This is a genomic window from Sphingopyxis sp. SE2 (genome assembly GCF_032227185.1).
In the GTDB taxonomy this organism is placed as follows: Bacteria; Pseudomonadota; Alphaproteobacteria; order Sphingomonadales; family Sphingomonadaceae; genus Sphingopyxis.
Genome location: NZ_JAPMXW010000001.1, coordinates 739,785 through 764,696, shown reverse-complemented (window position 1 = coordinate 764,696; position 24,912 = coordinate 739,785). Strand labels below are relative to the sequence as shown.

The 24,912-nt window shown below is 65.6% G+C and carries 29 protein-coding genes and 1 tRNA gene; 15 read left to right on the top strand and 15 right to left on the bottom strand.

Going from position 1 to position 24,912, the window contains the following annotated elements; translation table 11 throughout:
• Positions 1-4 precede the first annotated feature (4 nt).
• Positions 5-1,516 (bottom strand): replicative DNA helicase, encoded by a 1,512-nt coding sequence (locus OVY29_RS03515; protein WP_313910933.1) that lies wholly within the window; start codon positions 1,514-1,516, stop codon positions 5-7.
• A gap of 131 nt (positions 1,517-1,647) precedes the next feature.
• Here OVY29_RS03515 and OVY29_RS03510 point away from each other — a divergent pair, with 131 nt between their 5' ends.
• The 8 genes from OVY29_RS03510 (at position 1,648) to OVY29_RS03475 (ending at position 8,490) form a co-directional block, all read left to right on the top strand.
• Positions 1,648-2,145 carry a UPF0262 family protein gene (locus tag OVY29_RS03510; protein WP_313910932.1) on the top strand — a complete coding sequence of 166 codons (498 nt, stop codon included), beginning with the start codon at positions 1,648-1,650 and terminating at the stop codon, positions 2,143-2,145.
• Between the two features lie 2 nt (positions 2,146-2,147).
• Positions 2,148-2,903 carry a GH25 family lysozyme gene (locus tag OVY29_RS03505; protein WP_313910931.1) on the top strand — a complete coding sequence of 252 codons (756 nt, stop codon included), beginning with the start codon at positions 2,148-2,150 and terminating at the stop codon, positions 2,901-2,903.
• Positions 2,900-3,361 (top strand): cytidine deaminase, encoded by a 462-nt coding sequence (locus OVY29_RS03500; protein WP_313910930.1) that lies wholly within the window; start codon positions 2,900-2,902, stop codon positions 3,359-3,361. The genes OVY29_RS03505 and OVY29_RS03500 overlap by 4 nt, the downstream gene beginning before the upstream one ends.
• Positions 3,362-3,499: 138 nt before the next feature.
• A complete protein-coding gene (gene dcd / locus OVY29_RS03495; RefSeq protein ID WP_058803764.1) occupies positions 3,500-4,054 on the top strand; it encodes a dCTP deaminase in 555 nt (184 codons plus the stop codon).
• 79 nt (positions 4,055-4,133) lie between these two features.
• On the top strand, positions 4,134-5,855 hold the full coding sequence (locus OVY29_RS03490) for a cellulase family glycosylhydrolase (protein ID WP_313910929.1): 1,722 nt from the start codon (positions 4,134-4,136) through the stop codon (positions 5,853-5,855).
• A 68-nt stretch (positions 5,856-5,923) separates the two neighbouring features.
• Positions 5,924-6,439 (top strand): DoxX family protein, encoded by a 516-nt coding sequence (locus tag OVY29_RS03485; RefSeq protein ID WP_052182430.1) that lies wholly within the window; start codon positions 5,924-5,926, stop codon positions 6,437-6,439.
• A gap of 73 nt (positions 6,440-6,512) precedes the next feature.
• Complete coding sequence (locus tag OVY29_RS03480; RefSeq protein ID WP_313910928.1) at positions 6,513-7,682, top strand: saccharopine dehydrogenase NADP-binding domain-containing protein; 1,170 nt, start codon at positions 6,513-6,515, stop codon at positions 7,680-7,682.
• 7 nt (positions 7,683-7,689) lie between these two features.
• Positions 7,690-8,490, top strand: coding sequence for a thioesterase family protein (locus OVY29_RS03475; RefSeq protein ID WP_313910927.1), 801 nt, complete (start codon positions 7,690-7,692; stop codon positions 8,488-8,490).
• Here OVY29_RS03475 and OVY29_RS03470 read toward each other — a convergent pair.
• The 4 genes from OVY29_RS03470 to OVY29_RS03455 form a co-directional block, all read right to left on the bottom strand.
• Positions 8,481-9,851 carry a sensor histidine kinase gene (locus OVY29_RS03470; protein ID WP_313910926.1) on the bottom strand — a complete coding sequence of 457 codons (1,371 nt, stop codon included), beginning with the start codon at positions 9,849-9,851 and terminating at the stop codon, positions 8,481-8,483. The genes OVY29_RS03475 and OVY29_RS03470 overlap by 10 nt on opposite strands.
• Positions 9,848-10,582: a response regulator gene (locus OVY29_RS03465; RefSeq protein ID WP_313910925.1), complete on the bottom strand. Its 735-nt coding sequence runs from the start codon at positions 10,580-10,582 to the stop codon at positions 9,848-9,850. Before OVY29_RS03465 ends, OVY29_RS03470 begins: the two co-directional genes overlap by 4 nt.
• Positions 10,583-10,717: 135 nt before the next feature.
• A complete protein-coding gene (locus OVY29_RS03460) occupies positions 10,718-11,314 on the bottom strand; it encodes a hypothetical protein (protein WP_313910924.1) in 597 nt (198 codons plus the stop codon).
• Between the two features lie 209 nt (positions 11,315-11,523).
• Positions 11,524-11,754, bottom strand: coding sequence for a hypothetical protein (locus OVY29_RS03455; RefSeq protein WP_313910923.1), 231 nt, complete (start codon positions 11,752-11,754; stop codon positions 11,524-11,526).
• 214 nt (positions 11,755-11,968) lie between these two features.
• Here OVY29_RS03455 and OVY29_RS03450 point away from each other — a divergent pair, with 214 nt between their 5' ends.
• Positions 11,969-13,786: a DUF885 family protein gene (locus OVY29_RS03450; protein ID WP_313910922.1), complete on the top strand. Its 1,818-nt coding sequence runs from the start codon at positions 11,969-11,971 to the stop codon at positions 13,784-13,786.
• Between the two features lie 145 nt (positions 13,787-13,931).
• On the opposite strand, the gene OVY29_RS03445 is transcribed toward OVY29_RS03450, so the two are convergent.
• A complete protein-coding gene (locus OVY29_RS03445) occupies positions 13,932-14,105 on the bottom strand; it encodes a DUF1328 domain-containing protein (protein WP_037557099.1) in 174 nt (57 codons plus the stop codon).
• 215 nt (positions 14,106-14,320) lie between these two features.
• On the opposite strand from OVY29_RS03445, the gene OVY29_RS03440 reads away from it, so the two are divergent.
• Positions 14,321-14,818, top strand: coding sequence for an FKBP-type peptidyl-prolyl cis-trans isomerase (locus OVY29_RS03440; protein WP_313910921.1), 498 nt, complete (start codon positions 14,321-14,323; stop codon positions 14,816-14,818).
• 16 nt (positions 14,819-14,834) lie between these two features.
• On the opposite strand, the gene OVY29_RS03435 is transcribed toward OVY29_RS03440, so the two are convergent.
• A tRNA-Gly gene (locus OVY29_RS03435) sits at positions 14,835-14,908 on the bottom strand.
• A gap of 257 nt (positions 14,909-15,165) precedes the next feature.
• Here OVY29_RS03435 and OVY29_RS03430 point away from each other — a divergent pair.
• Together OVY29_RS03430 and OVY29_RS03425 are read left to right on the top strand one after the other, a co-directional pair.
• Positions 15,166-17,562, top strand: coding sequence for a membrane-bound PQQ-dependent dehydrogenase, glucose/quinate/shikimate family (locus tag OVY29_RS03430; protein WP_313910920.1), 2,397 nt, complete (start codon positions 15,166-15,168; stop codon positions 17,560-17,562).
• Positions 17,563-17,567: 5 nt separating this feature from the next.
• The gene (locus OVY29_RS03425) at positions 17,568-18,530 is read left to right on the top strand and encodes a cation diffusion facilitator family transporter (RefSeq protein WP_313910919.1); all 963 of its coding nucleotides are present in this window, start codon (positions 17,568-17,570) and stop codon (positions 18,528-18,530) included.
• Between the two features lie 21 nt (positions 18,531-18,551).
• Here the strand turns inward: OVY29_RS03425 and OVY29_RS03420 are convergent, their stop codons facing one another.
• From OVY29_RS03420 to OVY29_RS03410, 3 genes are all read right to left on the bottom strand, one after another.
• Positions 18,552-19,034 carry a 5' nucleotidase, NT5C type gene (locus OVY29_RS03420; RefSeq protein ID WP_313910918.1) on the bottom strand — a complete coding sequence of 161 codons (483 nt, stop codon included), beginning with the start codon at positions 19,032-19,034 and terminating at the stop codon, positions 18,552-18,554.
• A gap of 3 nt (positions 19,035-19,037) precedes the next feature.
• A complete protein-coding gene (locus OVY29_RS03415; RefSeq protein ID WP_313910917.1) occupies positions 19,038-19,412 on the bottom strand; it encodes a hypothetical protein in 375 nt (124 codons plus the stop codon).
• 139 nt (positions 19,413-19,551) lie between these two features.
• Complete coding sequence (locus OVY29_RS03410; protein WP_037557105.1) at positions 19,552-19,917, bottom strand: hypothetical protein; 366 nt, start codon at positions 19,915-19,917, stop codon at positions 19,552-19,554.
• A gap of 208 nt (positions 19,918-20,125) precedes the next feature.
• Between OVY29_RS03410 and OVY29_RS03405 the strand changes: the two genes are divergently transcribed.
• The 3 genes from OVY29_RS03405 (at position 20,126) to OVY29_RS03395 (ending at position 21,613) form a co-directional block, all read left to right on the top strand.
• Positions 20,126-20,914, top strand: coding sequence for a BON domain-containing protein (locus tag OVY29_RS03405; RefSeq protein ID WP_313910916.1), 789 nt, complete (start codon positions 20,126-20,128; stop codon positions 20,912-20,914).
• A gap of 140 nt (positions 20,915-21,054) precedes the next feature.
• Entirely contained in the window at positions 21,055-21,336 is a 282-nt protein-coding gene (locus OVY29_RS03400) for a hypothetical protein (RefSeq protein WP_037557106.1), read from the top strand.
• A gap of 10 nt (positions 21,337-21,346) precedes the next feature.
• Positions 21,347-21,613, top strand: coding sequence for a hypothetical protein (locus tag OVY29_RS03395; protein WP_037557107.1), 267 nt, complete (start codon positions 21,347-21,349; stop codon positions 21,611-21,613).
• 148 nt (positions 21,614-21,761) lie between these two features.
• On the opposite strand, the gene OVY29_RS03390 is transcribed toward OVY29_RS03395, so the two are convergent.
• The 5 genes from OVY29_RS03390 to OVY29_RS03370 all read right to left on the bottom strand — a co-directional run bounded on the left by OVY29_RS03390 (position 21,762) and on the right by OVY29_RS03370 (position 24,878).
• Positions 21,762-22,880, bottom strand: a complete 1,119-nt coding sequence (locus OVY29_RS03390; RefSeq protein ID WP_313910915.1) for a glycosidase — start codon at positions 22,878-22,880, stop codon at positions 21,762-21,764.
• Positions 22,881-22,942: 62 nt separating this feature from the next.
• Positions 22,943-23,227 carry a hypothetical protein gene (locus OVY29_RS03385; RefSeq protein ID WP_313910914.1) on the bottom strand — a complete coding sequence of 95 codons (285 nt, stop codon included), beginning with the start codon at positions 23,225-23,227 and terminating at the stop codon, positions 22,943-22,945.
• A 135-nt stretch (positions 23,228-23,362) separates the two neighbouring features.
• Positions 23,363-23,881: an NAD(P)/FAD-dependent oxidoreductase gene (locus OVY29_RS03380; RefSeq protein WP_313910913.1), complete on the bottom strand. Its 519-nt coding sequence runs from the start codon at positions 23,879-23,881 to the stop codon at positions 23,363-23,365.
• Positions 23,881-24,384, bottom strand: a complete 504-nt coding sequence (locus tag OVY29_RS03375; protein ID WP_313910912.1) for a nicotinamide-nucleotide amidohydrolase family protein — start codon at positions 24,382-24,384, stop codon at positions 23,881-23,883. The genes OVY29_RS03380 and OVY29_RS03375 overlap by 1 nt, the downstream gene beginning before the upstream one ends.
• Positions 24,385-24,386: 2 nt before the next feature.
• Positions 24,387-24,878, bottom strand: a complete 492-nt coding sequence (locus OVY29_RS03370; protein WP_037557111.1) for a hemerythrin domain-containing protein — start codon at positions 24,876-24,878, stop codon at positions 24,387-24,389.
• Positions 24,879-24,912 lie beyond the last annotated feature (34 nt).

Here is a 24,912-nt window from a genome sequence, read left to right as displayed (position 1 = left end):
ATCCCTACTCATAATCGTCATAGGCCATGCTGTCGTCGGCGAGATCGCTGAACTTGGTCGTCTTCGCCTCGAAGTGCAGGCGCACCTTGCCGGTCGAGCCGTGACGCGATTTGGCGACGATGACTTCGGCAAGGCCGAAGACGCGCTCCATTTCGGCCGCCCATTCCTCATGCTGCGCGTGGATTTTCACATCGTCGCCCTCGACCGGACGCTTGGGCTCGCGCGCGGCAACATAATAGTCCTCGCGAAACACGAAGAGCACCATGTCGGCGTCCTGTTCGATCGAGCCCGATTCGCGAAGGTCCGAGAGCTGCGGGCGCTTGTCCTCGCGGCTTTCGACCTGACGACTGAGCTGCGACAGCGCCATTACCGGTACATGAAGTTCCTTCGCCAAGGTCTTCAAGCCGCGTGAGATTTCTGAAATTTCCTGCACGCGATTGTCGCCGCTCTTCGACGAGCCCTGGAGGAGCTGGAGATAGTCGACGACGATGAAACCGATGCCGTGACGCCGCTGCAGGCGACGCGCGCGGGTGCGCAGCCCCGCGATCGTCAGGCCCGGCGTATCGTCGATGAACAGCGGCAGCGTCTGGAGCGCCTGCGCCGCGCGGCTCAATTGCTGGAACTGTTCCTTGCTGATCTTGCCCATGCGCAGCGCCTCGCCCGACACCCCCGATTGTTCGGCGAGGACGCGCGTCGCGAGCTGGTCGGCCGACATTTCGAGGCTGAAGAAGGCGACCTTGGCGCCCATATTCTTCTCGGGCGGAATACCGTCTTCCTCGTCGCGGCGCCAGCGTTCGGCGGCATTATAGGCGATGTTCGTCGCGAACGAGGTCTTGCCCATGCCCGGACGGCCGGCGAGGATCATCAAGTCCGAATTGTGCATGCCGCCGATCTTGGCGTTCATGCTCGCGATCCCGGTGGTGATCCCCGAGAGGTGCCCGCCCGAATTGAGCGCTCGCTCGGCCGCTTGCAGCGCGGTGAGGCTCGCTTGGCTGAAATTCTTGACCGACCCCATCTCGGCCTCGCCACCCGCGACACGGTAAAGCGCGGTTTCGGCCTCCTCGATCTGCGCCTGCGGGTCGACGCGCTCGCTCGTGTCGAGCGCATTGTCTACGAGCGTGCGCCCGACGCCGGCGAGTTCGCGGAGCAGCGCGAGGTCGAAAATCTGCCGCGCAAAGTCGCGCGCGCCGATCAGCCCCGCGCCGCTGCCGGTCAATTGCGCGAGATAGCCGACGCCGCCGACCGCCTTCATCGCCTCGTCGGCCTCGAAATAAGGCTTGAGCGTCACCGGCGTCGCGATGCTGTTGCGTTCGATCAGCGCCATCGTCTGCTGAAAGATGCGGCCGTGGAGTGGCTCGAAGAAATGGTCGGGGTTGAGCGCGACGGGCAGATCCTCGACGACTCGGTTGTCGATCAGGATCGCGCCGAGAAACGCGGCCTCGGCCTCGATATTGCGGGGTAATTGGCGCTCATCCCCGGCGTTGGCCGGGGTCGGAATCAAAGCTAGTTCAGGCATGGCGACCTTCATGCGATGCCGCTTCGGACGGCGCAACAGGCGATACCGCACAGGTTATCATAACTGTGGGTTGCTGTGAATAAGTCCTCCCCCTTGCCCTTCGCCGCAGCCCAAGTAGAAGCACGGACAGCATGAGCCACGCAGACCCCTCCCGACAGCGGATCATTTCGGTCGAGCTCGACGAAGGGTCGATCGTCTGGCGCAATCCCGACGTCGAGCAGGAACGCCGCGTCGCGATCTTCGACCTGATCGAGGACAACAAGTTCGTGCCGCAGCGCGGCCATCCGGACGGCTATGCCGGCCCTTACCGCTTGATGCTGCGTGTCGAGGATGGCCGGTTGATCTTTGAAATCGCGCGTGAAGATGGCTCGCCGTTGGAAGCGATCATCCTCGGCCTCGGGCGTTTCCGCCGGCCGATCCGCGACTATTTCGCGATCTGCGACAGCTATTATCAGGCGATCAAGACTTCGACGGCGCAGCAGATCGAGACCGTCGACATGGCACGCCGCGCGCTGCACAATGAGGCGGCCGAGATGCTGATGGACCGGCTCGACGGCAAGATTGCGGTCGATTTCGATACCGCACGGCGATTATTCACACTGATCTGCGTGTTGCACATCAAGGGCTGACGATGAAGGCGGGGGCAATCAGGGGCGGAAAGGCGGCACAGGCCGCAGCGGCATGGCGCGCGAGGGTCGCGCGTCTGCTGCGCCGGATTGGCGCGGCCATCGTGCTGCTACTCCTCGCCGCGGGCCTCGCGCTCTGGTGGGCGGCGCGCTGGACGCCCGACCGCGCCATCTATCCGACGCAGGGGGTAACGATCAACGCGGGCAACGGCGACGTCCATTGGGGCTCGATCAAGGCCGCGGGCGCCGCGTTCGCCTATATCATGGCGACCGACGGATCGGGCGGGGTCGACGCGAAATTCGCCCGCAACCTGGCCGAAGCGCGCGACGCGGGCGTGCAGGCTGGCGCGATCCATCGCTACAGCCTCTGCCAACTCGCGACCGATCAGGCCGCCAATTTCATCCGCCATGTGCCGCGCCGCGCCGATATGCTGCCCGCGGTGGTCTGGCTCGATTATGACGATCGCTGCCCCGACCGGCCGACGCGCGCGCTCCTGCTGTCCGAACTCGCGACCTTCCTTGCGCAGATCGAGGCGCATATGGGCAAGCAGAGCTTGATCGCGCCCGGCCCGGCGTTCGAAAGCGATTACAAGGTGACGCAGGGGATCGCGCGCACGACCTGGCTGCGCCGCGATTTCTTCGAACCCGATTATGGCGCGCATCCCTGGGCGATGTGGCAGGCGAACGACTATGTCCGCCTGTCGGGCGCCAAGGGCACCGTCGGCTGGAACGTGCTGCGCCCGCAAGGAGAGATGCGATGACCGAGACCCGCCCCGACACTCGCGACGCCTTGATCGACGCGGCACGCGATGCCGCAAGCCGCGCTTATGCGCCCTATTCGGGATTTCACGTCGGCGCCGCGTTGCTGCTCAAGAATGGCGATGTGGTCACGGGCGCCAATGTCGAGAATGCGAGCTATGGCCTGACGCTGTGCGCTGAAACCGCCGCGGTCGCGAAGATCGCCAACGAAGGCTGGATCGGCGAGCTCGCCGAGGTCGCGATCGTCGGCGGACGGCCCGACGACGGCGCCTTACTCGGCGGCGACCCGGTCAATCCTTGCGGCCGCTGCCGCCAGATCCTCAACGAAGCCGCCGAACGGTCGAAGACCGACATTCTCGTCCATTGCGCCTCGGGCGACGGCAAGGCGGTGAAGAGCTACAGGCTCAGCGAACTGCTTCCCGCCGCTTTCGGCCCCAAGGACCTCGGCCTTATCGACTGAAACATGCCGCCGCCCCCGCGCAGGCGGGGGCCGCTGGAAGGATAGCGCAAGGCCGACTGCGGCCCCCGCCTGCGCGGGGGCGACGGTAGGGCCCAAACATCGACTTGCGCGAAGCGCGGCTCCCCGACAAGAGACACTATGGCCATTCTTTCCGATCGCTGGATTCGCGAAGCCGCCCGAACGCAGGGCATGATCGAACCGTTCGTCGAGGCGCAGCGCCGCGACGGCTGCATCAGCTACGGCCTTTCCTCCTATGGCTATGACGCGCGCGTTGCGCCCGAGTTCAAGATTTTCACCAACATCGATTCGACCACGGTCGATCCCAAGGAATTCGATCCCAAGAATTTCGTCGACCGCGAAACCGACGTGTGCATCATCCCGCCGAACAGTTTTGCGCTCGCCCGGACGGTCGAATATTTCCGTATCCCGCGCGACGTACTCGTGATCTGCCTCGGCAAGTCGACCTATGCGCGCTGCGGCATCATCGTGAACGTCACCCCGCTCGAACCCGGCTGGGAAGGCCATGTGACGCTCGAATTCTCGAACACTACCCCCCTGCCCGCCAAGATTTACGCGAACGAAGGCGCATGCCAATTCCTGTTCCTGCAGGGCAACGAGCCGTGCGAGACCAGCTACGCCGACCGCGCGGGCAAATATATGGGGCAAAAGGGTGTGACGCTTCCCAAGCTTTGATACCGCGACTTCACTATCGCGCTTGTCCTCGCGGCGAAAATTGATAACGTTCCCATAAATGAAAAATGGGGATGAGGTCATGAAATTCCGAACGGTCACGCTCGCTCTCGCCGCGCTGCTTTCGCCCGCTGCCGCACATGCCGAAGGCTTTCTGAAGGTCGCGGGGACCGAGATCGTCGACGGATCGGGCAAACCGGTAATCCTGCGCGGCATGGGGCTCGGCGGCTGGATGCTGCAGGAAGGCTATATGCTGAAACTCGGCGAGCTCGGGCAGCAGCACAGGATCCGCGCCAAGCTCATCGAACTGGTCGGCGAGGAGCGGACCGCGGCCTTCTATCGCGCCTGGCTCGACAATCACACGACCAAGGCCGACATCGACCAGATGGCGAAATGGGGTTTCAACTCGGTGCGCCTGCCGATCCATTTCGACCAGCTCACCCTGCCCGCCGACAAGGAACCCAAGCCCGGTGAGGATACATGGCATGAAGAAGGTTTCCAGCGCATCGACCGCCTGCTCGAATGGAGCAAGGCGAACCGCATCTGGCTGATCCTCGACCTCCATGCCGCGCCCGGCGGGCAGGGCAATGATCTCGCCATTTCCGACCGCGATCCGGCGAAGCCGTCGCTGTGGGAGAGCGCGGAGAATCAGCGCAAGACCGTCGCGCTGTGGAGTAAGCTCGCTTCCCGATACAAGGACGAGCCGTGGATCGGCGCCTATGACCTGATCAACGAGCCCAACTGGAGCTTCGCGACCCCCGGCAAAGGCAATGGCTGCGACGAGACCGAGAATAAGGCGGTGTGGGCGCTGCAGCAGCGCATCACCAAGGCGATCCGCGACGTCGACCCAGAGCATATCGTGATCATCGAGGGCAATTGCTGGGGCAATAATTACAAGGGCCTGCCGCCCGCATGGGACGCCAATATGGTGCTGAGCTTCCACAAATATTGGAACCGCAACGACGCGGCGAGCATCGCCGAGATCAAGGCGCTGCGCACCCGCACGAACCGCCCGATCTGGCTCGGCGAGTCGGGCGAGAACAGCAATGGTTGGTATCAGGGCGCGATCGCGCTCGTCGAGGGCGCGGGCATTGGCTGGAATTTCTGGCCGCTCAAGAAAATCGGTTTCAACCAGCCGCTCGAGATCACGCCCGGCGATAGCTGGATGAAGATCGTCCAATGGATGACGGCCAAGGGCTCGAAGCCGGCCGCCGATGAAGCCTTCGCCGCGATGATGCAGCTCGCCGAAAACACCCGCTTCGACAACAACATCCCCAAGCCCGACGTCATCGACGCGATGCTCCGTCAACCGCACGACCCGGCCCATCGCGCTTTCAAGTCCCGCACGCTCGGCGCAAAGCCGCTGACCATCGCCGCCGCCGACTATGATCTCGGCCCGCCGGGCGCCGCCTATCACGATAGTGTCGACGCAAATTATCATGTCGCGACCGGCGGCGAGCGGACGCCGTGGAACAACGGTACGACCTATCGCAACGACGGCGTCGACATCGCGCGCGAACCCGATGGTACACCCTATGTCACCGATTTCGTCAGCGGCGAATATATGCGCTACAGCGCCGACGTCGCCCGCGCGGGGCGCTGGACCGTCAGCGCACGCGCGCGCTCGGCCAAGGGCGGCCGCATCGGCATCGACGAACGCGGCGTCGCGATCCCGCACGGGACGGCATGGCAGACCATAACGCTCGCCGATGCCGACCTGCCCGCCGGGCCCGGCACCGCGACGCTGCGCGCGTTCGATTGCAGCGACTGCGAGATCGCCGAGATCGTCTTCACGCCGCGATAGCCGGAACCCAATGCTCCCATGTGCGTCCTCTTTGCACAAGCGGAGGGGCGTGCAGTGGAGGATGTCTCATGTCCATGATCGCCGTCTTTTTCGGCCGCCTGTTCATCGCGGTGATTTTCATCGTGTCGGGGATCAACAAGCTGATCCATGTCAACGATACCGACGCAATGATTTCCGCCGCTGGCCTGCCCGCCGGGCTCGCGATTCCGACCGGCCTTTTCGAACTTGTCGCGGGCGTCTGCCTTGCGCTCGGCATCGCGACGCGGCTGTGGTCGATCCTGCTCGCGGTGTTCGTTCTCCTGACCATCCTCTTTTTCCACCGCGAGTTCACCGACCCGATGCAGGCGATGGCGGCGATGAAGAATCTCGCGATCGCGGGCGGCCTGCTCTGCCTCTTCGGCTATGGCAACACGCGCTGGAGCTATGATGCGCTGCGCCAGCGCCGCCGCGACGAACTGGCGACGCAGCGCGCACAGCAGCACGCGACCGACGCCGAACTGCGCGCCGCGCGCGCCGAAGGTCGCGCCGAAGCAGCGGGAGCGCCGGTGGTCGTCGAAAAGCGTCGCCCCTTCTGGCGCCGCTAGACCTTCGCGCTTGGCATCGCCGCGCGTCTGCGCTAGCCTTCACTTAACGTTTACGTAAAGGGAGGGTTTTGCCATGGCGTCCCGCGATTTCGACATCGTCGTCTACGGCGCGACGGGCTTTACCGGCCGCCTCGTCGCCGAATATCTCGCGCACCACTACAAGGGCCGCAAGGACGCGCCCAAATGGGCGATGGCGGGCCGCAGCCTCGACAAGCTGGCCGAGGTTCGCGGCCTTATCGGCGCAAGCCCCGAAACGCCCCTGATCGTCGCCGACGCGAGCGATCCCGCGAGCCTCGACAAGATGGCGCAAAGCACGAAAGTCGTGCTGACGACGGTCGGCCCTTACCAGCTTTACGGCAGCGAACTCGTCGCCGCCTGCGTCCGCGCGGGCACCGCCTATGCCGATCTTTGCGGCGAACCCGGCTGGATGCGCGAAATGATCGACGAACATGAAGCCGCGGCCAAGGCATCGGGCGCGCGCATCACCTTCAGTTGCGGTTTCGACTCGATCCCCTTCGACCTCGGTGTCCTCTTCCTTCAGGCCGAAGCGGTAAAGCGCCACGGCAAACCCGCACCGCGCGTCAAGGGCCGCGTCCGCAAGATGGCGGGCGGCGCCTCGGGCGGCACGATCGCGAGCCTCACCGAAACATTGAAGGCGATCGCCAAGAAGCCGTCGCTCGCGCTGCTGCTCAAGTCGAGCTTCGCGCTGACTCCCGGCTTCGAGGGACCCTCGCAGCCAACCGGCCTGATCCCCGAATATGACGCGGCGACCGGCACATGGACCGCGCCCTTCGTTATGGCGCCGATCAACACCAAGAATGTCCACCGCACCAATTTCCTGCTCGGCCACAAATGGGGCGAAGATCTGGTCTACGACGAGATGGTGATGACGACGATCGGCGACGCTGGAAAGGCGATGGCCGAAGCGATGGCGAAGGCGAATCCTTTTGGCGAGTCGACGCTCCAGCCCGGCGAGGGCCCGAGCAAGGAAGAGCGTGAGAAGGGCTTCTACGACATCCTCTTCATCGGCGAATATCCCGACGGCACCACCGTTCGCGCGAGCGTTCAGGGCGACCGCGACCCCGGCTATGGCTCGACCTCGAAGATGCTCGCCGAAACGGGGATGGCGCTGCTCGAAAACAAGGGCGCGGGCGGTGTGTGGACTCCGGGCGCGCTGCTTGGCGATGCGCTGATCGCGCGGCTGACCGCGAATGCAGGCCTGACGTTCCAGATCGAGGACTGAAGACGAGATGACAAGCTCTCCCAGCGCGCTCGACGCGCTGCTCTCCACGCTGCGCGTCGATGCCGATGTCGCAACCGCGCATATCGACGAAGGATGGATGCAGGGGCGCACCGCCTATGGCGGGATCAGCTCGGCGGTCGCGCTAGCCGGCGCGATGGCGCTCCACCCGACCGAGACGCCGCTTCGCTATGCGCAGATCAGCTTCATCGGTCCCGTCGGCGGCGACTGCACCGTCGAGACGCGCGTGCTGCGCCAGTCGAAATCCTCGCTGTTCATCGACGCGGGGGTGTCAAGCGATCAGGGCTTCGGCACCGCCGCGGTCTTCGCCTTTTCAGGCGATCGCCAAAGCCATCTCGACCATAACCGGCTGGCGATGCCCGATGCGCCCGATCCCGCAACGCTGGCGCCGGTGCCCGAACATCATGCGCGCCCGTCCTTCACGCGCCATTTCGACATGCGCCCGACGACCGGCCCGCGCTTTGCGTGGAAAAGCGAGGTCGGCGAATATCTGACCTGGGTGCGCTTCGTCGAGGAGCCCGCGTGCCATCCCGCGGTCGCGCTGCTCGCAATGGGCGACGCGCTGCCGCCCGCCGCGATGGCGCTGTTCAGCCAGTTCGGACCGATCAGTTCGATGAACTGGACGGTCAACATGCTCACCGGCGCGCCGAAAACCGACGATGGTTGGTGGCTGCTGTCGGCAAAGACCGGCTATGCCCGCCACGGCCTGTCGGTGCAGGACATGATGTTGTGGAACCGCGCCGGCGAACCGGTCCTCAGCGGCAGCCAGGCGATCGCGATCTACGCCTGAACGGGCAATGCAATCACTGCATCGAGCCCGCCACCGGGGCGGTTGGACAAGGTCAGCGAGCCGCCTTCGCCTTCCGCGATGTCGCGCGCGATCGACAGACCCAGCCCCGCGCCGCCGGTCGCGCGATTGCGCGACTGTTCACCGCGGGCAAAGGGCTCGATCAGCGTCCGGATCTGTTCGTCGGTCAGGCCGGGGCCGTCGTCGGAGACCACGATCCGCGCGGTCTCTCCTTCGACGCGAACCGACAGGCGCGCCCGCCCGCCATAAGCCACGGCATTGTCGGCGAGGTTGCGCAACGCGCGCTTGAGCAGCATCGGCCGCGTCAGCACGGCGACATCGGCAACGTCGGCGATCGCGACGTCCTGACCGCGTTCCTGATAGTCCGCCGCCAGTTCGCCGATCAATTCGCGAAGCGGAATGCGCTCCTGCGCTTCGGTTCCCGCACCCGAGCGCGCGAGCGCCAAAATGTCGCTCAGCATCGCGGTCATTTCCTCGATGCTTACGATCATCTTGCCCCGCAAGGCCGCGTCCTCGATCTGCTCGACGCGCACCCGCAAGCTTGCGAGCGGGGTGCGCAGGTCGTGTCCGACGGCACCGAGCATCCGGTCCTTGTCGGATAGCATCGTCGCGATCCGCGCGCGATAGGCGTTGAAGGCGGCGATGAGGTCGCGCATGTCCGACGGCCCCTCCTCTTCGAGCGGGGTGGCGTCGCGTAGCGCGGGGTTGGTGCGCGCCGCGCGCGTCAGGTCGCGCAAAGGCCGTGCGACGCGCCACGCGATCAGCAGGATCGGGACGAGAAGAAGGAGGTAGAGCGAGAGCGTCTGCCAGACGAGAAAGCCCTGCAACCGGTCGCCGCCGACCTGAATCCGGCTGCGAACCGCGACATAGCGGCCGTCGATCTTTGCCGAGACGACGACGATCCGGCCCGGGAAACCCGATCTCCCGCGGATGCCGGCACGGGGCACGCGCGGCCGGGCGGGCAAGGCCCAGGCACGGACCGCCTCGGCCCGGACATCGGCATCGTGCAGCAGGCTCGATACATAATCGGCAAGGTCGGGAATCGGCTTCGCGCCGGCCGGAACCGGGATCGGGATGTCTGAAATCACCTGTTTGGGATTTCGCTCGCGGCCGCGCGGTTCGTCGTCCCGGTCGTCGCGGCGTCCCCGCAGTTCGCCGCGCCGGTCGCGCTCGACGGCGTCGACGATCCGTGCGACCGCCATCCCGCCGCCATGTGCAAGGAACTGCTGCCTCTGCCCGCGCACGAGCAGCGCAAAGTTGATCGCCTGCGCGACGAACAGCATCACCGCGACGGCAAAGACGAGCTGGCCGACAAGACTTCTCGGCCACAGGCGGAATTTCATGTGGCGGGACCCATGCGCTTGACCTCGCAGGCGAGCGTATAGCCGCCGCCCCACACGGTCTTGACGATCTGCGGATGCGCGGCGTCGATTTCGATCTTCTTGCGCAGTCGGCTGACCAGATTGTCGATCGCGCGGTCGAAGATGTCGGCCTCGCGCCCGCGGACGAGGTCGAGCAGCCGGTCGCGGCTCATCACCTGGCGCGGATGCCGGACCAGTGCATGGAGCAAATGATATTCGCCCGACGACAGCGCGACTTCCTCGCCGGCTTCGTCGACGAGCACGCGCTCGACCTCGCGCAGCACCCATGGCCCAAAGGCATAGCTGGTGCCGTTGCTGTCGAGCGCCCGCCCGCCCGCCTGCGTCCGGCGCAGCACGGTGCGGATACGCGCGACCAGTTCGCGCGGGTTGAAGGGTTTGACGACATAATCGTCGGCGCCGATCTCTAGCCCGATGATGCGTTCGGTATCCTCGGCGCGCGCGGTGAGCAGGATGACGGGAATGCTGCTCGTCTCGCGCAGATGGCGGGTCAGCGATAATCCGTCCTCGCCGGGCATCATGATATCGCTCACCACGAGATCGACTGTCAGCGCACGCAGCACCGAGCGCGCCTCGGCGGCGCCGGCCGCGTCGACGACGGTAAAGCCCTGCGCGGTCAGATATTCGGCGAGCGGCTCGCGGATCGACGGTTCGTCGTCGATCAGCAGGATGCGTGGCGTATCGCTATCGGTCATCTCTTTTCCGTCAAATGCTAGTTCGCCCACCGGCCCGTGGGGGCCGGTGGGCGATAGCTGGCAGGGACCGGCGGCAAAGGCAATGCCGGGAGGGGGGATGGCCTGTCGTTACCAAAAAGACCCCTGCCAAATCGCTTATTCGCCGGCGGGAGCCGCCGGCGCCGCGCCGCGCTTGGCACGCCATGCACCGCGCTGCGCCTTGCGTTCCTCGGGCGTCACCTGACCGTCCTTGTTCGCATCGGCGGCATCGAAGCGGGCGAGCGCCGCCGTCTGGAATTCGGCCTGGCTGATCGCCTTGTCGCCGTCGGTATCGACCTTGCCCATCATCATCATCATGCTACGATGGCCACCGCGCTTGCCATGGTGACCGCGCATGGCGTGGCGCTTGCCGTCGCCGGCTTCGCCCGCCGCGGCGCGCTTTTCGCCGCGCTCGGCGCGTTTGGCCGCACGGTCGGCACCATGCTGGTCCCATTCGGCCTTGCTGATGCTGCCATTGCCGTCCGCGTCGAGCTTGGCGAACATCTTCGCCTGCCGCTCGGCGCGCTTGGCGGCGCGGTCGGTCGCGTCGAGCTTGCCGTCCTGGTTGGCATCGAGCTTGGCGAACATTTCCGCCGCCCTGGTCTGCACCTCGGAGCGGGTCTGCGTCGCGTTCCGATCATCGCCGGGGGCGGCAATGACGGGCACGGCAATCAGAGCCGCGCCCAGCGTCAAAAGCGTGATTTTCCTGTTCATCTAACGAACTCCTTCGAGGGACCTTGCGGGGGAGAGCCGCGTCCCGATGAAGGCGTTTTAGGCGCGATTTGTCCCAGCCCGGTGCCGGATGACCGAAAAAATGTCGCAAAATGTCGCAGAACGGGCGCGCCATTCATGAGGGCGCAAGCAGAAGGGGCCGGCCGCGCCAAGCGCGACCGGCCCCGATCTGGTGCTCCATTCCCGACTTGTCAGGGACTGACAGGCGAATCCTCGTCATTATCGGCAACGAGGATGATCGCGCCGACGCCGACCAGCAGGCCGACCAAGCCGATGATCCAGCTCGAATTGCCCTCAAGCTCGCTCGCGCCGTCGACGGCCGAAGCCGCGCGCGGGGCGCTCGCTGCGGCCGACGCCGCGACCGGGGCTGCCACGACCGACAGGGCCGCAAAAGATATCGCCGTTTTCTTGAATATATTCATCTCATTCTCCGTCGCTCGACATGTCCCTACCCCCCGAGTAACGACCGAGCGACCGCCATTGATCCGCGTCCAGAGGCCATTCATCGTGGAAGTCGGACGGGTCGACCGGCCGCGGCCGCGTCGCGACAGCGGAAAGTTTCACAATCGCGTCAGCATGTTGCGGCAGCAACCTCACATCTCTACGCTCCCGTCGCATGACAGGAGGGAGACTCGCATGACCGACACGACGCCCGATAGACGGACCATCCTTGCCGCGATGGGCGGCCTTGCCGTCGTCGGCATCGTCCGCCCCGCGGCGGCCGAAGCGAGCGCCGACGCGCGCCTCGATGCGCTGCTCTCAGCACAGTTCGAACAGGGACTGCGCGACGAGCCGACGCGCGCAACTTCGCTCGGGATCGATACCGGCACCCGCGCCGCACTTCGGGCCCAATTTCCCGACTGGTCGTCCGCCGCCCGCGCGGCGCGGGCGCGCCAGATCGACCGCGACCTCGCCGCAGTCCGCGCGATCAACGCCGACACGCTCGGCGACGCGGCACGAATCGCGCACGAGAGCGCCGAATTCGACCTTGTGGCGCGCCAGCGGCTGGCGCGCTTCACCTATCATACCGGCGGCTTCGGGCATCGGCCCGGCCCCTATGGCGTCACCCAGCTCGGCGGCTTCTACACCGGGGTCAGCACCTTCCTCGACAGCCAGCACCCCGTCGCGACAAAGGCCGACGCCGACGCCTATATGGTGCGGCTGCAGGCGATCCCGGCGCTGTTCGACGCCGACACCGAAATCGTCAAGACGAACGCCGCGATGGGCGTCATCGCGCCGCACTTCATCATCGACCAGGCGCTGCAGCAGCTTGGCCGCCTGCGCGACGGCGACGTCGCGGGAAAGACGCTCGTCGCGTCGATCGCGAAGCGCAGCACGGAAATCGGCCTTTCGGGCTATGGCGAGCGCGCCGCCGCGGTCTTCGCAGGCCCGATCCGCGCCGCACTCACCCGCCAGATCGACGCGCTGACCGCGCTGCTTCCCCGCGCGGGGACCGCCGCCGGCGTCGCGCGCCTGCCCGACGGCGAGGCCTATTATGCCGCGACGCTCGCACAGCATACGACGACCAGCCTCGGCGCCGCCGAAATCCACCGCATCGGCCGCGAGCAGGTCGCCGACCTGACCTCGCGGATGAACGAACTGCTCAAATCGCAAGGTTATACGAAAGGCAGCATCCGCGACCGGCTGAACGCACTGGCCAAAGCCGAGGGGCAGCTGTTCTCCAATAGCGACGAGGGGCGCGCCGAAATGCTCGTCTATCTCAACGGCTTGCTCGTCAAGGTGCGCGAGCGGCTACCGCAGGTGTTCAGCCATATGCCCAAGGCGCCCTATGAAATCCGCCGCGTCCCGCCCGAGATCGAGATCGGCGCGCCCGGCGGGTCGGCGCAGGCGGGAACCCCCGACGGTTCGCGCCCGGGCATCTTTTTCATCAACTTGCGCGATACTGCGGAATGGCCGCGCTACACGCTGCCCACCCTCGCCTATCATGAAGGCGCGCCGGGGCATTTGTTCGAAGGGGCGCTGAAGTTCGAGGACAGCGAGTTGCCGCTCTATCGCCAAGCGGCATCGGTCACCGCCTATGGCGAAGGCTGGGGTCTCTATGCCGAACAGGTCGCCGACGAGCTTGGGATGTATGACGACGATCCGCTCGGCAAGATCGGCTATCTCGCTTCCTATGCCTTTCGTGCGTCGCGTCTCGTCGTCGACACCGGTCTTCATTCGATGGGGTGGAGCCGCGAGCAGGCGATCGACTATATGGTCGAAAATTCGTCGAACTCGCCGAGCGCGTCGCGCACCGAGATCGACCGCTATATCGTCTATCCGGGGCAAGCCTGTTCGTACAAGGTCGGGCAGATCGCGATCAGCCGCGCGCGCGACGCGGTGTCGAAGCGCCCCGGCTATGACATCAAGCGGTTCCACGATGTGGTCTTGGGCGCCGGGCGTATCCCGCTCGCGGTGCTCGAACGCCGCGTCCTTGCCGCCTTTCCGGCCTAGAAAAGAGTAAGCCCCGTCGCATTTCTGCGGCGGGGCTTCCCTAGACTTCGTCCGAAGACAGAAGTCAAATTCCACTCTTTCTTTCGATCGAGCAGGTAAGTGAAACGCGGCGGATCCCGGATGGTTCCCGCCGCGCCGAATCTTTTTAACTTATCTTGCGCGCCGCGGCCGAGCCGAGGATCAGGAACAGCACGACGAGCGCGAGGCCGACGAAGAACAGGATCTTGGCGACACCCGCCGCCGCACCCGCGACGCCGCCAAAGCCGAGCACCGCGGCGATCAGCGCGATCACGGCGAAGATCAAAGCCCATTTGAACATCTGTCGTCTCCTTGCATTCGCGCGCGCCACCGGCTTCGAAAGCGCAAGGCTTTCGAGGGGGAAACGGCCGGTGGCCGCGCCTCAAATATCTGATAGTCGATACGAATGCAGAACGACGGCGGCGCGCGAAAGTTCCTGCCATCCGGCAGATAGCCCCTTGCCTATCCAGCCCGCGATGCGTTTATGCTGGCATCGTTCGAGGGAGTTTCACGCCTATGTCATCGCCGCACCGGCTGTTTGCCGCCGCCGCCGCCACCTTGTGTCTATCCGCCGCAGCCCACGCCCAGCCGACCGACGCTGCGCCGATACAGGGCACAGCATATCTTAACCTGCAAATGACAGCGCTCGCCGAACGCCATGGCGCCGACGGATGGCGCGTGACCCCAAGCGGGCTGCGCTGGCGGCGCGTTGCAGGCGACGGCAGCGGCGCCCACCCCGGCCCGACCGATGAAGTCACCGTCCATTATGTCGGCACCTTCGTCGACGGCCGCGAGTTCGACAGCTCGGTCGCGCGCGGCGAACCCGCCACCTTTCCGCTCAATCGCGTGATCGACGGCTGGCAGGAAGGCGTCCAGCTTATGGGCGTCGGCGACAAGGTCGAATTCGCGATCCCCTGGCAGCTCGCCTATGGCCCCGACGGAAAGGGCCCGATTCCGGGCGGCGCGACGCTGCTGTTCTCGGTCGAACTGCTCGGCATCGAGCCCGCGGGCTGATTTTCAGGGAAAGGCCTGGAGCGGGTAGCGGGAATCGAACCCGCCTAGCTAGCTTGGAAGGCTAGAGCATTACCACTATGCTATACCCGCATCGCCAAGGCCGGCGGCGATTGCCAGTTTGATCGGCCGCCGTCAAGCGTGCCATTGCCATTCCGTTCCGTGTCCGAGCCCACACGGACCCGGCGCATCATTCTTCCGAGCTATGCGTTGGAGGCAGTGACCGGCCCCTTCGCGCACCGGCAGGTAACGATACGAAGGAGGGCGTTCGACGGACGTCGCCCGATGCCTTGAAACAGGGGTGCGGCAGCGCTCGCAGGAACAATCGCTGCATCAAAAGGAGGCCCCCGATGCGCCGACTGCGCCAGATTTTCCCCGCCCCTCTCCTCCCCCTGATCACCGGACTGATGGTGGCGGCGATCGGCCTCATCCTGCTGATCGGCGGCATCTGGCTGACGGCGCTCGGCGGGTCGGCCTATTATCTGATCGCCGGCGGTGCGATGCTGGCGGCCGGCCTGCTGCTGATGCGCGGCCGGATATTGGGCGGCTGGATTTACGTCGCGGTCGTATTTTGCACGCTGATTTGGGCATTGTGGGAAGTCGGCGGAAATGGCTGGGCGCTCGTTCCGCGCGTCGTCGCGCCGCTCATACTCCTCCTCCTCGTGATTTTCGCGATGGCCGCGCTCTCCGCCCGGCCGCGCCGCTGGCGGCTGGCGCTCGCAGGAAGCGGCCTTGTCGTCCTCGTCGCCGTGGCGAGCGGCACTATGCTCGGCTTGCTCAACAGCCCCCGGCCGCTGGACAAGCTTCCGGCGAGCCGCTGGGCGATGGCCGATCCCGCGCTGATGCGGGCGGGCAGCGACTGGCCGGCGTATGGGGGCACCTACAGCGCCCGCCGCTATTCGCCGCTGACCCAGATCACGCCGGCCAATGTCGGCAAGCTGGAGCGCGCGTGGCTGATCCAAACCGGCGATCTGCCTTCGAAGGCGGCGCATGGCACCTATGGGGCCGAAAATACGCCGCTGAAGATCGGCGACAGCCTCTATGTCTGCACGCCCAAGAACATCGTCCTCGCGCTCGATCCGGCGACCGGGCGGCAACGCTGGCGCTTCGACCCGAAAGTGTCCGACGAAGCGATCCCCTATACCGCCGCCTGCCGCGGGGTGAGCTATTATGCGTTGCCCGGCGCCGCTGCGGATCAGGCCTGTGCGCGGCGGATCATCTTCGGCACGCTCGACGCGCGGCTGTTCGCGATCGATGCGGCGACCGGACGGCCGTGTCAGGATTTCGGCACCAATGGACAGGTCGATACCAAGATCGGCATGGGCAAGACCTCGCCGGGCTATGTCTCGATCAATTCGCCGCCGACGATCGTTCGCGGCATCGTCGTCACCGGGCATCAGGTGCTCGACGGACAGAGCCGCTGGGCGCCGTCGGGGGTGATCCGCGGCTATGACGCGGTCACCGGCAAGCTCGCCTGGGCATGGGACATGATGAACCCCGACTGGAGCGGCTATCCGCCGCCGGGAGAGGCATGGGCGCGCGGGACGCCGAACATGTGGACGATCGCCTCGGGCGATGAAGCGTTGGGCCTCGTCTATCTGCCGATGGGCAACGCCGCCGCCGACTATTATTCGAGCCTGCGCCGCCCGGCCGAGAATGAATATGCGACCTCGCTCGTCGCACTCGACGTGACGACCGGCAAGCCGCGCTGGCATTTTCAGGCGGTGAAGAAGGACGTCTGGGATTATGATTTCGGCGCGCAGGCAACGCTGATCGACTATCCGGGCCCCGAGGGCGCGATCCCCGCGCTCGTGCTGCCGAGCAAACAGGGCGACATCTATATTCTCGACCGCCGCACCGGGCGTCCGCTCACCCCCGTCGGCACGATCGAGGTCCCGGGCGGCGGGGTCGAGCCGGCCGAGCGGTCGCCGACGCAGATCGTTTCGCTGTGGCATAGTCTCCGCATGCCCGACCTCACCGAGCGCGACATGTGGGGCATGTCGCCGATCGACCAGATGATCTGCCGCATCCAGTTCCGCAAGGCGAGTTACAAGGGTTTCTACACCCCCCCGACGAGCGAGCGCCGCTCGATCGAATATCCGGGCTATAATGGCGGGACCGACTGGGGCGGCATAGCGGTCGACCCGGTCCGCGGCGTGATCGTCGCCAATTACAACGACATGCCCAATTATGTCCGCCTCGTGCCGCGCGCCGAAGCGAACAAGCAGGGTTGGGCGCCGCGCGATCAGGCGCGCGGCGAGATCGGCGGCGCCGAGGGCGCGGGCGATCCGCAGGCCGGCACCCCCTATGCGATCGACGTCAACGCGGGCTGGCGCCTGCCCTTCACCGGCCTGCTCTGCAAGCAGCCGCCCTATGGCGGAATCCGCGCGATCGACATCGCGACCGGCAAGACGATCTGGGACCGCCCGTTCGGTACCGCGCGCACCAACGGGCCGTTCGGCATCCCCTCGATGCTGCCGGTCACCATCGGCACGCCCAACAATGGCGGCGCGGTGGTGACGGCGAGCGGGCTGATCTTCATCGCCGCGGCGACCGACAATCTGATCCGCGCGATCGACCTCAGAACGGGAAAGACGATCTGGTCCGACGTTCTGCCCGCGGGGGGACAGGCGACGCCGATGATCTATGAGGCGAACGGCAAGCAATATGTCGTCATCTATGCCGGCGGCCATCATTTCATGGAGACGCCGATCGGCGACGAAGTGATCGCCTACGCGCTGCCGTGAACGACATGGCCGCAAGCAAGCGCATCGGCCATATCAAGGGCAATATCGTCCTTTACGGCGCCCTGTTCGCCAACCTCGGCATCGCCGTCGCGAAATTCATCGCCGCGGCGGTCAGCGGATCGTCGTCGATGCTGTCGGAGGGCGTGCACTCGCTCGTCGACAGCGGCAACCAGCTGCTGCTGCTCTATGGCCAAGCGCGCGCGAAACGCGCTCCCGACAGCCGCCATCCCTTCGGTTACGGGCGCGAGCTTTATTTCTGGGCCTTTGTCGTCGCGATCCTGATCTTCGCGATCGGCGCGGGCATTTCGGTCTATCAAGGGTGGATTCATATCCACGATCCCGAACCGCTGCGCGACCCGACGATCAACTATATCGTGCTTGCGGTCGCATTTCTGCTCGAGGGCACCTCATGGGCGATTGCCGTGCGCGAATTTGACGCGGGGCGCGGCGAGCTTGGCTGGTGGCAGGCGGTCCGGCGCTCGAAGGACCCCGCCGGCTTCATCGTGCTGTTCGAAGACAGCGCGGCACTCGCGGGGCTGATCATCGCCGCCGTCGGTATCTGGCTGAGCCACGCCACCGGCGACGCCCGCATCGACGGCATCGCGTCGATCGCGATCGGCCTGATCCTCGCCGCCGTCGCGATATTGCTCGCGCGCGAGGCGAAGGAGCTGCTGATCGGCGAGGCCGCCGATCCGGCGCTGATCGATACGATCCGGCGCATCGTCGAAGCCCACCCCGAAATCAGCGCGATCAACCATGTCCGCACGATCCACACCGCCCCCGATTCCATCTTCGTCGCGGTCAGCGCCGATTTCGAGGATGCACTGCGGATGGGACGGGCCGAGGCGCTGATCGAAGTGATCGAGGGCGAGTTGAAGGCAGCGTCGCCGCTGATCAGCTCGATCTATATCCGGCCCGAGAAGCGCGAGGATGCGGTCGTCCAATATGCCGGCGGGTCACCGGCCTGACGGCTACCCACTACAGGTTGCTCACGCCTTGGCCGCCATCTCTTCCGGAATCAGTTCGCGCAGCTTCGCGATGGTGCTTTCCGCGTCGCGGTGGTGGACGAAGATGCCGCCCGCGCCTTCCCAGAGATGCGCGTGCTTTATCTGATCGTCGACGAGAATATCGCCGCGCTGCGCATGGTTGCGCTTGTCGACCGCCATCACGGTCAGAATCTGCGTGCCGGGGAAATGCCGGGCCGCCCAGCGGATCTTCTGCGGCGCCGCCCAGGCGCCGCGCGGCAGGCCGGTCAGGATCACGGGGATGAGGTGGCGCACCGCGGCGAACAGCTCTTTCGCGTCGGGCATCAGCGGAAGCGTGCCGTAGAAATCGGGATGGCGCGCGATCTCGCGCCAGAAGGCCGCGATGCCGTGGCGCTTTTCATAGATGCGCGGCGGCATGTCGAGCAGCTTCGTTGCGCCGCGGTCGAAATCGGCCAATACGCCGTCGCAATCGAGATAGAGTTGCACCCGTCACCCCTTCCAGCGCGCCGGCTGGAGCGCGATCCGGACGCGATCGACGGCGATCCAGCCGGACGCGGCGATCACGTCGTTGCTTTCCTTCGCCGCGCGCCCTTCGCCGAGCGACCAGGTGATATGGAAATGGCTGCCGTCGCCGCGCGCGGTCGTGCCGCCGATTTCGACGACGAGCGCCTGGACGCCCGCGCCGTCATCGGCTTCGCCGACGATATAGGCCTCGGTTTCGGTGGGAAGCGACGTGTCCGCGTCGGTACCGAAGCGGAACGTGACATGATCCGCGATAGGACGTTCATAACTCGGCGGAAAGCGCGCAAGCAGCCGATCGCGCTCTGCGGCGTCGATTTTCCAGCCGGCGATCGTCCTTCCCATTGGTGAACATGTCCTCAGTGTCGGCCCCTCGCCCGACGAACGAACGGAGCGGGCGCAAGTTGCGCCCAGCGCCGCACCGCTTTTCGCAACAAGGGGTCCGCCAGAATGGCGGGCCCCCTCGGGCGTATCGGGGCGCCGGTCAGTCCGGGTTCTGGCGCGCCAGATCCTCTTCGTCTTGCCATCCTTCGGCAGGCTGTTCGGCGGACTGGCCCATGCTGCCGGGCTGCGCGTCCTGCTGGCTTTCGCCGGCAGCGGTCTCGTCATCCTCTTCCATGCCTTCGCCGGAGAGCGGCGCGATATTTTCACCGGGGCCGCGGCCTTGATCGATCGCCTGGCCGCCGGTCGGATCGGCGCCGCCGCGATTATTGTCGAGCTTGTCCTGCTGCTCCTGGTCCTGCTGCTCCTGTTGGCGGTTCTGCTGACCGCCGCCGCCTTGCTGGGTTCCGTCCTGCTGCTGGGCTTGCCCGGGAGCGCGGCCCTGGCCGTCGTCCTGCTGATTCTGCATGTCTTTATCCTCTTCCTCTTCGCCCGATGAACCGGGCGAGGAAAAGACGCGCCAGCCGCGCCGAATGTGCCGGGCCGAAACGCTAACCTGCGTCAAGACCGCGCGTGGACACGCCGGAACTTCCCCCGCTTCCGGACGTCACTCTGGTGCCGGGGGGCTGTCGACCTTTGCGGCAGCCTGACCGCCCGACCGACAATGGAGATGGAAAATGGACAGGTTCGACGACCGAACGCCCCTCTGGGATTATCGCGACAACAGCATTCCCGACGACGGTGGCGGTACAGCGGGTTGGAACCGCGGCCGCGCCGAGGATACTGCGCGCGGCTATACCGCGATCGAGGAGGAGGAACGTCGTGGCGGACGCGGACGAGAAGCCCGCCGCGAACAACCCTATCGACGCGACGAATGGGATGATCGCCACGCGGGCGATCGGCATCCCTCCTATGGTGGCCGCGAAAGCGCCCGGCCCACCTATGAAAGCGACGGCGGCCGCTCGCGCTATTACGACGCGGTCGGCGAAGCGCGCGGCGGGCGCGGCGAACGCCCCGGCTCGCTGTGGCCGAGCGAGTTCGGCTATCCCGCAGCCCGCGGCTACTCGCCCTATGGTGAGGGCCCAAGGTCGCGCCGCGCCGACTATGACGACGACGATCGCGGCTTTTTCGAACGCGCCGAAGACGAAGTCATGTCGTGGTTCGGCGACCGTGACGCGCGGCGCCGCCGCGAACAGGATCATCGTGGTCGCGGCCCCAAAAATTATGCCCGGTCGGACGAGCGCATCCGCGAGGATGTGAACGACCGCCTCACCGAAGACGTCTGGCTCGACGCCTCCGAAATCGACGTTGCGGTCGAGCAGGGCGAGGTCACGCTGTCGGGCACCGTCGAGGACCGCCGCGCCAAGCGCCGTGCCGAAGACTGCGTCGATGCGATTTCGGGCGTGAAGCATGTGCAGAATAATCTGCGCTACACATCGGGGGTGGTCAGTCCAAAACCGGATTGAAGGACGGCGCCGCCGCGAAGGCGGCGCCGTTCGCTTAACCTGGGATAAGCGCTGCCAAATCAACCGCGCGTTTACGATCCGGCCATGCAACTCCGCGCGGCGGAAAGCGTCGATCCGGAAGAACAGCGAAGGATGAAACCATGGCAAGCGCAGCACAAAGACATTCGGGATTGGGAAAGATTCTGGCGCTGGGGACGCTCGGCGCGCTCTTCTGGTTTACCCGCAAATCCGCGTCCCAGACGGCTAAGGGAGAACGGCATAGCGCGGCGTTTGCCGACGGCGAAACCCAATCGGAGAATTTCGACCAGACGCGCTCGGCGGGTCCGGACGGCATGCGCGACGACGTCAAGCGCCCGTGGGAAAGCGTCGATCAGGCGTCAGATGAATCCTTTCCCGCAAGCGACCCGCCGGCGACCTATTGAGGCGGCGGCGATGCCGGACGCTTCCCCGAGGACCAGCTACAGCCTTCAATTCGAGGACGACGGCGTCGGCCTTGCCAAGCGGATGGAGTTCGAAGCCGCGAGCGCGAGCGTCGCGCTCGAAATCGCCGAGCGGGAATGCGACGGCCGCTGGGCGCTGCTTGCTTGCGACGGCCAACCGGTCTGCCGCGTGGGGCACAACGGGGGGACATGGACGATTGCCCCTGCACTTCCTCCGACGTGCCGGGAAGAAACCCAAAGCCTGATCAAATCTCGCTGAATCTTCATCCCGGCGAAGGCCGGGATCTCGCCGTTTCAACCTGACCCAGCGGCGAGATACTCTTCCAGAGTCACGTGCATGAACACCTTCCGGCCGGGATGACGGATTAAAGGGGGCGACGTTTCAGTCCACCAATTGCCCTCTTGTCTCAAAGACCAAAATACGACTTGGGGATATGGGTGATGCGGCAGGCTAGGTCAGCCTCGCCCGACGCGACGATAAAATAGTCGCCCGCGTCGGCGATGCCGGTCGTGAAGACGACGTCGCGCACATACATCTTATCTTCGAGCGACCGCGTGAGATCGGGGTTTGCCTCGATCAGCGGCCGATGCTCGCTGTAGAGACAGCGCGACGGGTCGTCGGGATCGAGCAGCGACCAATAAGTGCGATAGATGCCGACGATCTCCTTCGGCTCGACGCCGTGCCATAAGGTCAGCCAGCCGCGCTCGGTCAGGATCGGCGGGGTTCCACCGCCCATCCTTGCGGTCGCGACGGTGTCGGCATGCGGTCGCAGCCCCGGCTCGCGCCGCGGCTTCCAATGCAGCGTGTCGGGCGAGGAAGCGAGATTGATCGACGGACCCGCGCGCCATTGGCTCCCCGGCGGATAGGTGAAATAGAGCGCGCCGAGCGGCCGCGTCTGCGCCCAATAATGGCCGGCGATCTTTCCTTCGAAGATCAGCATATCCTTGTTCTGATGATCGAGCACGATGTCCTCGAAGCGCCAGCGGAGGCCGTCGTCGGATCTGTAGAGCGTCGTCGAATGACGCTCGGGGCTGACCGAGCAGCTCGTCATCAGCCAGCGGTCTTCGACCCGGCTGATCCGCGCATCCTCGACGCCATAGCATTGAAAGGAAGCGTGCGGCGCGACGGCGCGGTCATAATGCACCGCGACCAGCTCCAGCCCGTCGGGAGTCAGCTCGATCGGCAGCAGCCAGGAAAGCGAGGTCAGCGCCATGACCTGCCAGCTGCCGCCGTGTACGAGGAACTTGCGGGGGTCGGCGGTATCGCACAATTCGAGCGGCCAGGCATCGCGGACATAGCGTCCCTCGTCCCAGCGGATGCTGTGGACATGGCCGTCCGCCACCGGCTCGCGAAGCGCTTCCGCGACGCGCACGAGCATCAGCAGATTGCCGCTCGGCAGGCGCGCCAATCCCGGATTGAAGGCGCCGAGGACGAAAGTTTCGGCATCGAGATGGCCGGCGAGCGGCGACCGCGACAGATCGACGTCGTCGGGACCGAACACCAGCCGGTCGACTGCGAAATCCATGACCTTCTCCTCGGCTGGACCGATGCGGAATCAAGCCCCGAACCGCGGCAATGTTCCCGGCTTCAGTCCTGATCCGCCATCAGATGGCCTTCGGCTTCGCGCAGCCAGTTGTGAAGCCGCGTCGCCGCCATCGCGCCCTGTCCCATCGCGACGCTGATCTGGTCAAGCCCGGCGACGACATCGCCGGCGGCATAAAGGCCGGGAAGAAGCCCGTCGGAAAAGGCATGGAAGGGCATGCACCCGGCGTCCGCGTCGTCCGCCAAGAGGCCGAGGGCTGCTGCCAGTTCGTTGCGCGGGCGCGATCCAAAGGCCGGATAGAATATCGAAGCGGCGCGCGACCGGCTCACCGCGCATCTGGACGGCGATATCGCGGCTGTGGGCGACGAGCCGTTCGACGTGCCTCTCCAGAACGATCACGTCGCTTTGAGCAAGCTCCTCGCGTTGCGCGTCGCTGAGCGCCACCCGCCATTTCGGGATCAGCGTCACATGCCGCGAAAATTGCCGCAGGACATCGCTTCGGCGGCGCCGTGGAGGTCCGATCCGAGCACCGCGATCCGCTCGTCCCGATGCTCGAAACCGTCGCAGATCGGGCAATAGCGCAGCACACCATCACGCACCGCCGTCATGTGATCGCCCTCGTCGAGCCGGGCGAGATTGGTATCGACGCCGGTGGCCAGAATCACGCCGCGGGCGGCGATGGCCGCGCCGTCTTCAAGCGTCGCGCGGTAATGACCCGTCGCGCGCTCGAGCGCCGCGACGCGGCCGAAGACGATCTCGGCGCCATAGCGGAGCGCATGGTCAGTCATCCGCTCGATCAGTTTCTTGCCGACGATACCGTCGGGAAAGCCCGGGACATTGCGCGTGCGCGGCACCCACAAAGCGCGTGCCGTCCCGTCATGGACGACGCGGACCCGCCGCTTGAACCGGGTCAGATACAGGGCGGCGGTCAAGCCCGCAGGTCCAGCGCCGATCACCAACGCATCGACGGGCGACTCATCCATCAGTCGGCGACAGTCGCGTTCGGCACCGCTTCACACAGCATCGTCAGCGCCTCGGCGACCGCGACGTCGAGCACGGCACGGCGGCCGATCTCGCCGAAATGGCATGTGCGGCTGAGGATCCCTCGCCCATGTACCGCGCAGGCGAGATGGACGAGGCCGACTTCCTCGTCGTCCTCCTGCGGGCCGCAAAAGCCGGTGATCGCGATCGCGACGTCGGCGCGGCTCTTGTCGAGCGCGGCCTCGGCCAGCGCCGCCGTCACACTGGTGCCAACGCCCTGCGACCGTTCGGCCAAGGCGCGCGATATACCGAGCATCTCGCACTTGGCGTCGACCGAATAAACGACGTAGCCGCGCTCCAGATGCGATCCGAGCGCACTGTGGCCGGCGAGCGCCGCAGCAAGCTGGCCGCCGGTGCAGCTTTCCGCCGTCGCGAAACGAATATCGCCGTCGGCAACGCGCCCGGCCAGTTCTGCAACGCGCGCGCCGATGGGATCGGAACTCATGGCTACATCGTCACGAGCGCGGCGGGCGGCAGCCCCGCCGTTTCGGCCTGGCGCTTCAGTTCCTCCTTGCGCGCGAGCAATTGTTCGCCGAGCGCGTCGAGATCGACCTCGGCCGCGCGCGCCTGCTGGAACATATTGTCGTGCTGCTTTTCCTCTTCCTTCACATGGTGCTTGATCTCTTCGGACAGCACCGTGACCTTGGCTTCGAAATATTCGTCAGTGGGCCCCGACGCCAGAATGTCGTTGATCAGCACCTTCGCACCGTCATGTTCGACATAGGCTTCCTTCAGAAGATCGTCGTCGACCTTGCCCTTCAGCGCCGGATAGAAGACCTCTTCCTCGATCTGCGCGTGGATCTTGAGTTCGGTGCAGATTTGCTCGGCGATCTTCGCCTTGCGATCGGCGCCGCTGGCTTTCTCGAATTCCTCGAACAAGGCTTCGACCGAGCGATGGTCGGCGGCGAGAATATGAGTGGCGTCGGTATCTTGCGGCATGATGGTCTCCTGTCGAAACAGCCCCCGCCGTTCA

Bases quoted from the DNA above. Each gene is read 5' to 3' on its own strand.
- OVY29_RS03405 (WP_313910916.1), top strand. From the start codon at position 20,126: ATGGACAGGTTCGACGACCGAACGCCCCTCTGGGATTATCGCGACAAC.
- OVY29_RS03515 (WP_313910933.1), bottom strand. From the start codon at position 1,516: ATGCCTGAACTAGCTTTGATTCCGACCCCGGCCAACGCCGGGGATGAG.
- OVY29_RS03390 (WP_313910915.1), bottom strand. From the start codon at position 22,880: ATGGATTTCGCAGTCGACCGGCTGGTGTTCGGTCCCGACGACGTCGAT.
- OVY29_RS03415 (WP_313910917.1), bottom strand. From the start codon at position 19,412: ATGGGAAGGACGATCGCCGGCTGGAAAATCGACGCCGCAGAGCGCGAT.
- OVY29_RS03375 (WP_313910912.1), bottom strand. From the start codon at position 24,384: ATGAGTTCCGATCCCATCGGCGCGCGCGTTGCAGAACTGGCCGGGCGC.
- OVY29_RS03475 (WP_313910927.1), top strand. From the start codon at position 7,690: ATGACAAGCTCTCCCAGCGCGCTCGACGCGCTGCTCTCCACGCTGCGC.
- OVY29_RS03400 (WP_037557106.1), top strand. From the start codon at position 21,055: ATGGCAAGCGCAGCACAAAGACATTCGGGATTGGGAAAGATTCTGGCG.
- OVY29_RS03465 (WP_313910925.1), bottom strand. From the start codon at position 10,582: ATGACCGATAGCGATACGCCACGCATCCTGCTGATCGACGACGAACCG.
- OVY29_RS03370 (WP_037557111.1), bottom strand. From the start codon at position 24,878: ATGCCGCAAGATACCGACGCCACTCATATTCTCGCCGCCGACCATCGC.
- OVY29_RS03505 (WP_313910931.1), top strand. From the start codon at position 2,148: ATGAAGGCGGGGGCAATCAGGGGCGGAAAGGCGGCACAGGCCGCAGCG.
- OVY29_RS03500 (WP_313910930.1), top strand. From the start codon at position 2,900: ATGACCGAGACCCGCCCCGACACTCGCGACGCCTTGATCGACGCGGCA.
- OVY29_RS03395 (WP_037557107.1), top strand. From the start codon at position 21,347: ATGCCGGACGCTTCCCCGAGGACCAGCTACAGCCTTCAATTCGAGGAC.
- OVY29_RS03510 (WP_313910932.1), top strand. From the start codon at position 1,648: ATGAGCCACGCAGACCCCTCCCGACAGCGGATCATTTCGGTCGAGCTC.
- OVY29_RS03460 (WP_313910924.1), bottom strand. From the start codon at position 11,314: ATGAACAGGAAAATCACGCTTTTGACGCTGGGCGCGGCTCTGATTGCC.
- OVY29_RS03430 (WP_313910920.1), top strand. From the start codon at position 15,166: ATGCGCCGACTGCGCCAGATTTTCCCCGCCCCTCTCCTCCCCCTGATC.
- OVY29_RS03380 (WP_313910913.1), bottom strand. From the start codon at position 23,881: ATGGATGAGTCGCCCGTCGATGCGTTGGTGATCGGCGCTGGACCTGCG.
- OVY29_RS03480 (WP_313910928.1), top strand. From the start codon at position 6,513: ATGGCGTCCCGCGATTTCGACATCGTCGTCTACGGCGCGACGGGCTTT.
- OVY29_RS03490 (WP_313910929.1), top strand. From the start codon at position 4,134: ATGAAATTCCGAACGGTCACGCTCGCTCTCGCCGCGCTGCTTTCGCCC.
- OVY29_RS03450 (WP_313910922.1), top strand. From the start codon at position 11,969: ATGACCGACACGACGCCCGATAGACGGACCATCCTTGCCGCGATGGGC.
- OVY29_RS03425 (WP_313910919.1), top strand. From the start codon at position 17,568: ATGGCCGCAAGCAAGCGCATCGGCCATATCAAGGGCAATATCGTCCTT.
- OVY29_RS03455 (WP_313910923.1), bottom strand. From the start codon at position 11,754: ATGAATATATTCAAGAAAACGGCGATATCTTTTGCGGCCCTGTCGGTC.
- OVY29_RS03410 (WP_037557105.1), bottom strand. From the start codon at position 19,917: ATGCAGAATCAGCAGGACGACGGCCAGGGCCGCGCTCCCGGGCAAGCC.
- OVY29_RS03445 (WP_037557099.1), bottom strand. From the start codon at position 14,105: ATGTTCAAATGGGCTTTGATCTTCGCCGTGATCGCGCTGATCGCCGCG.
- dcd (WP_058803764.1), top strand. From the start codon at position 3,500: ATGGCCATTCTTTCCGATCGCTGGATTCGCGAAGCCGCCCGAACGCAG.
- OVY29_RS03485 (WP_052182430.1), top strand. From the start codon at position 5,924: ATGTCCATGATCGCCGTCTTTTTCGGCCGCCTGTTCATCGCGGTGATT.
- OVY29_RS03470 (WP_313910926.1), bottom strand. From the start codon at position 9,851: ATGAAATTCCGCCTGTGGCCGAGAAGTCTTGTCGGCCAGCTCGTCTTT.
- OVY29_RS03440 (WP_313910921.1), top strand. From the start codon at position 14,321: ATGTCATCGCCGCACCGGCTGTTTGCCGCCGCCGCCGCCACCTTGTGT.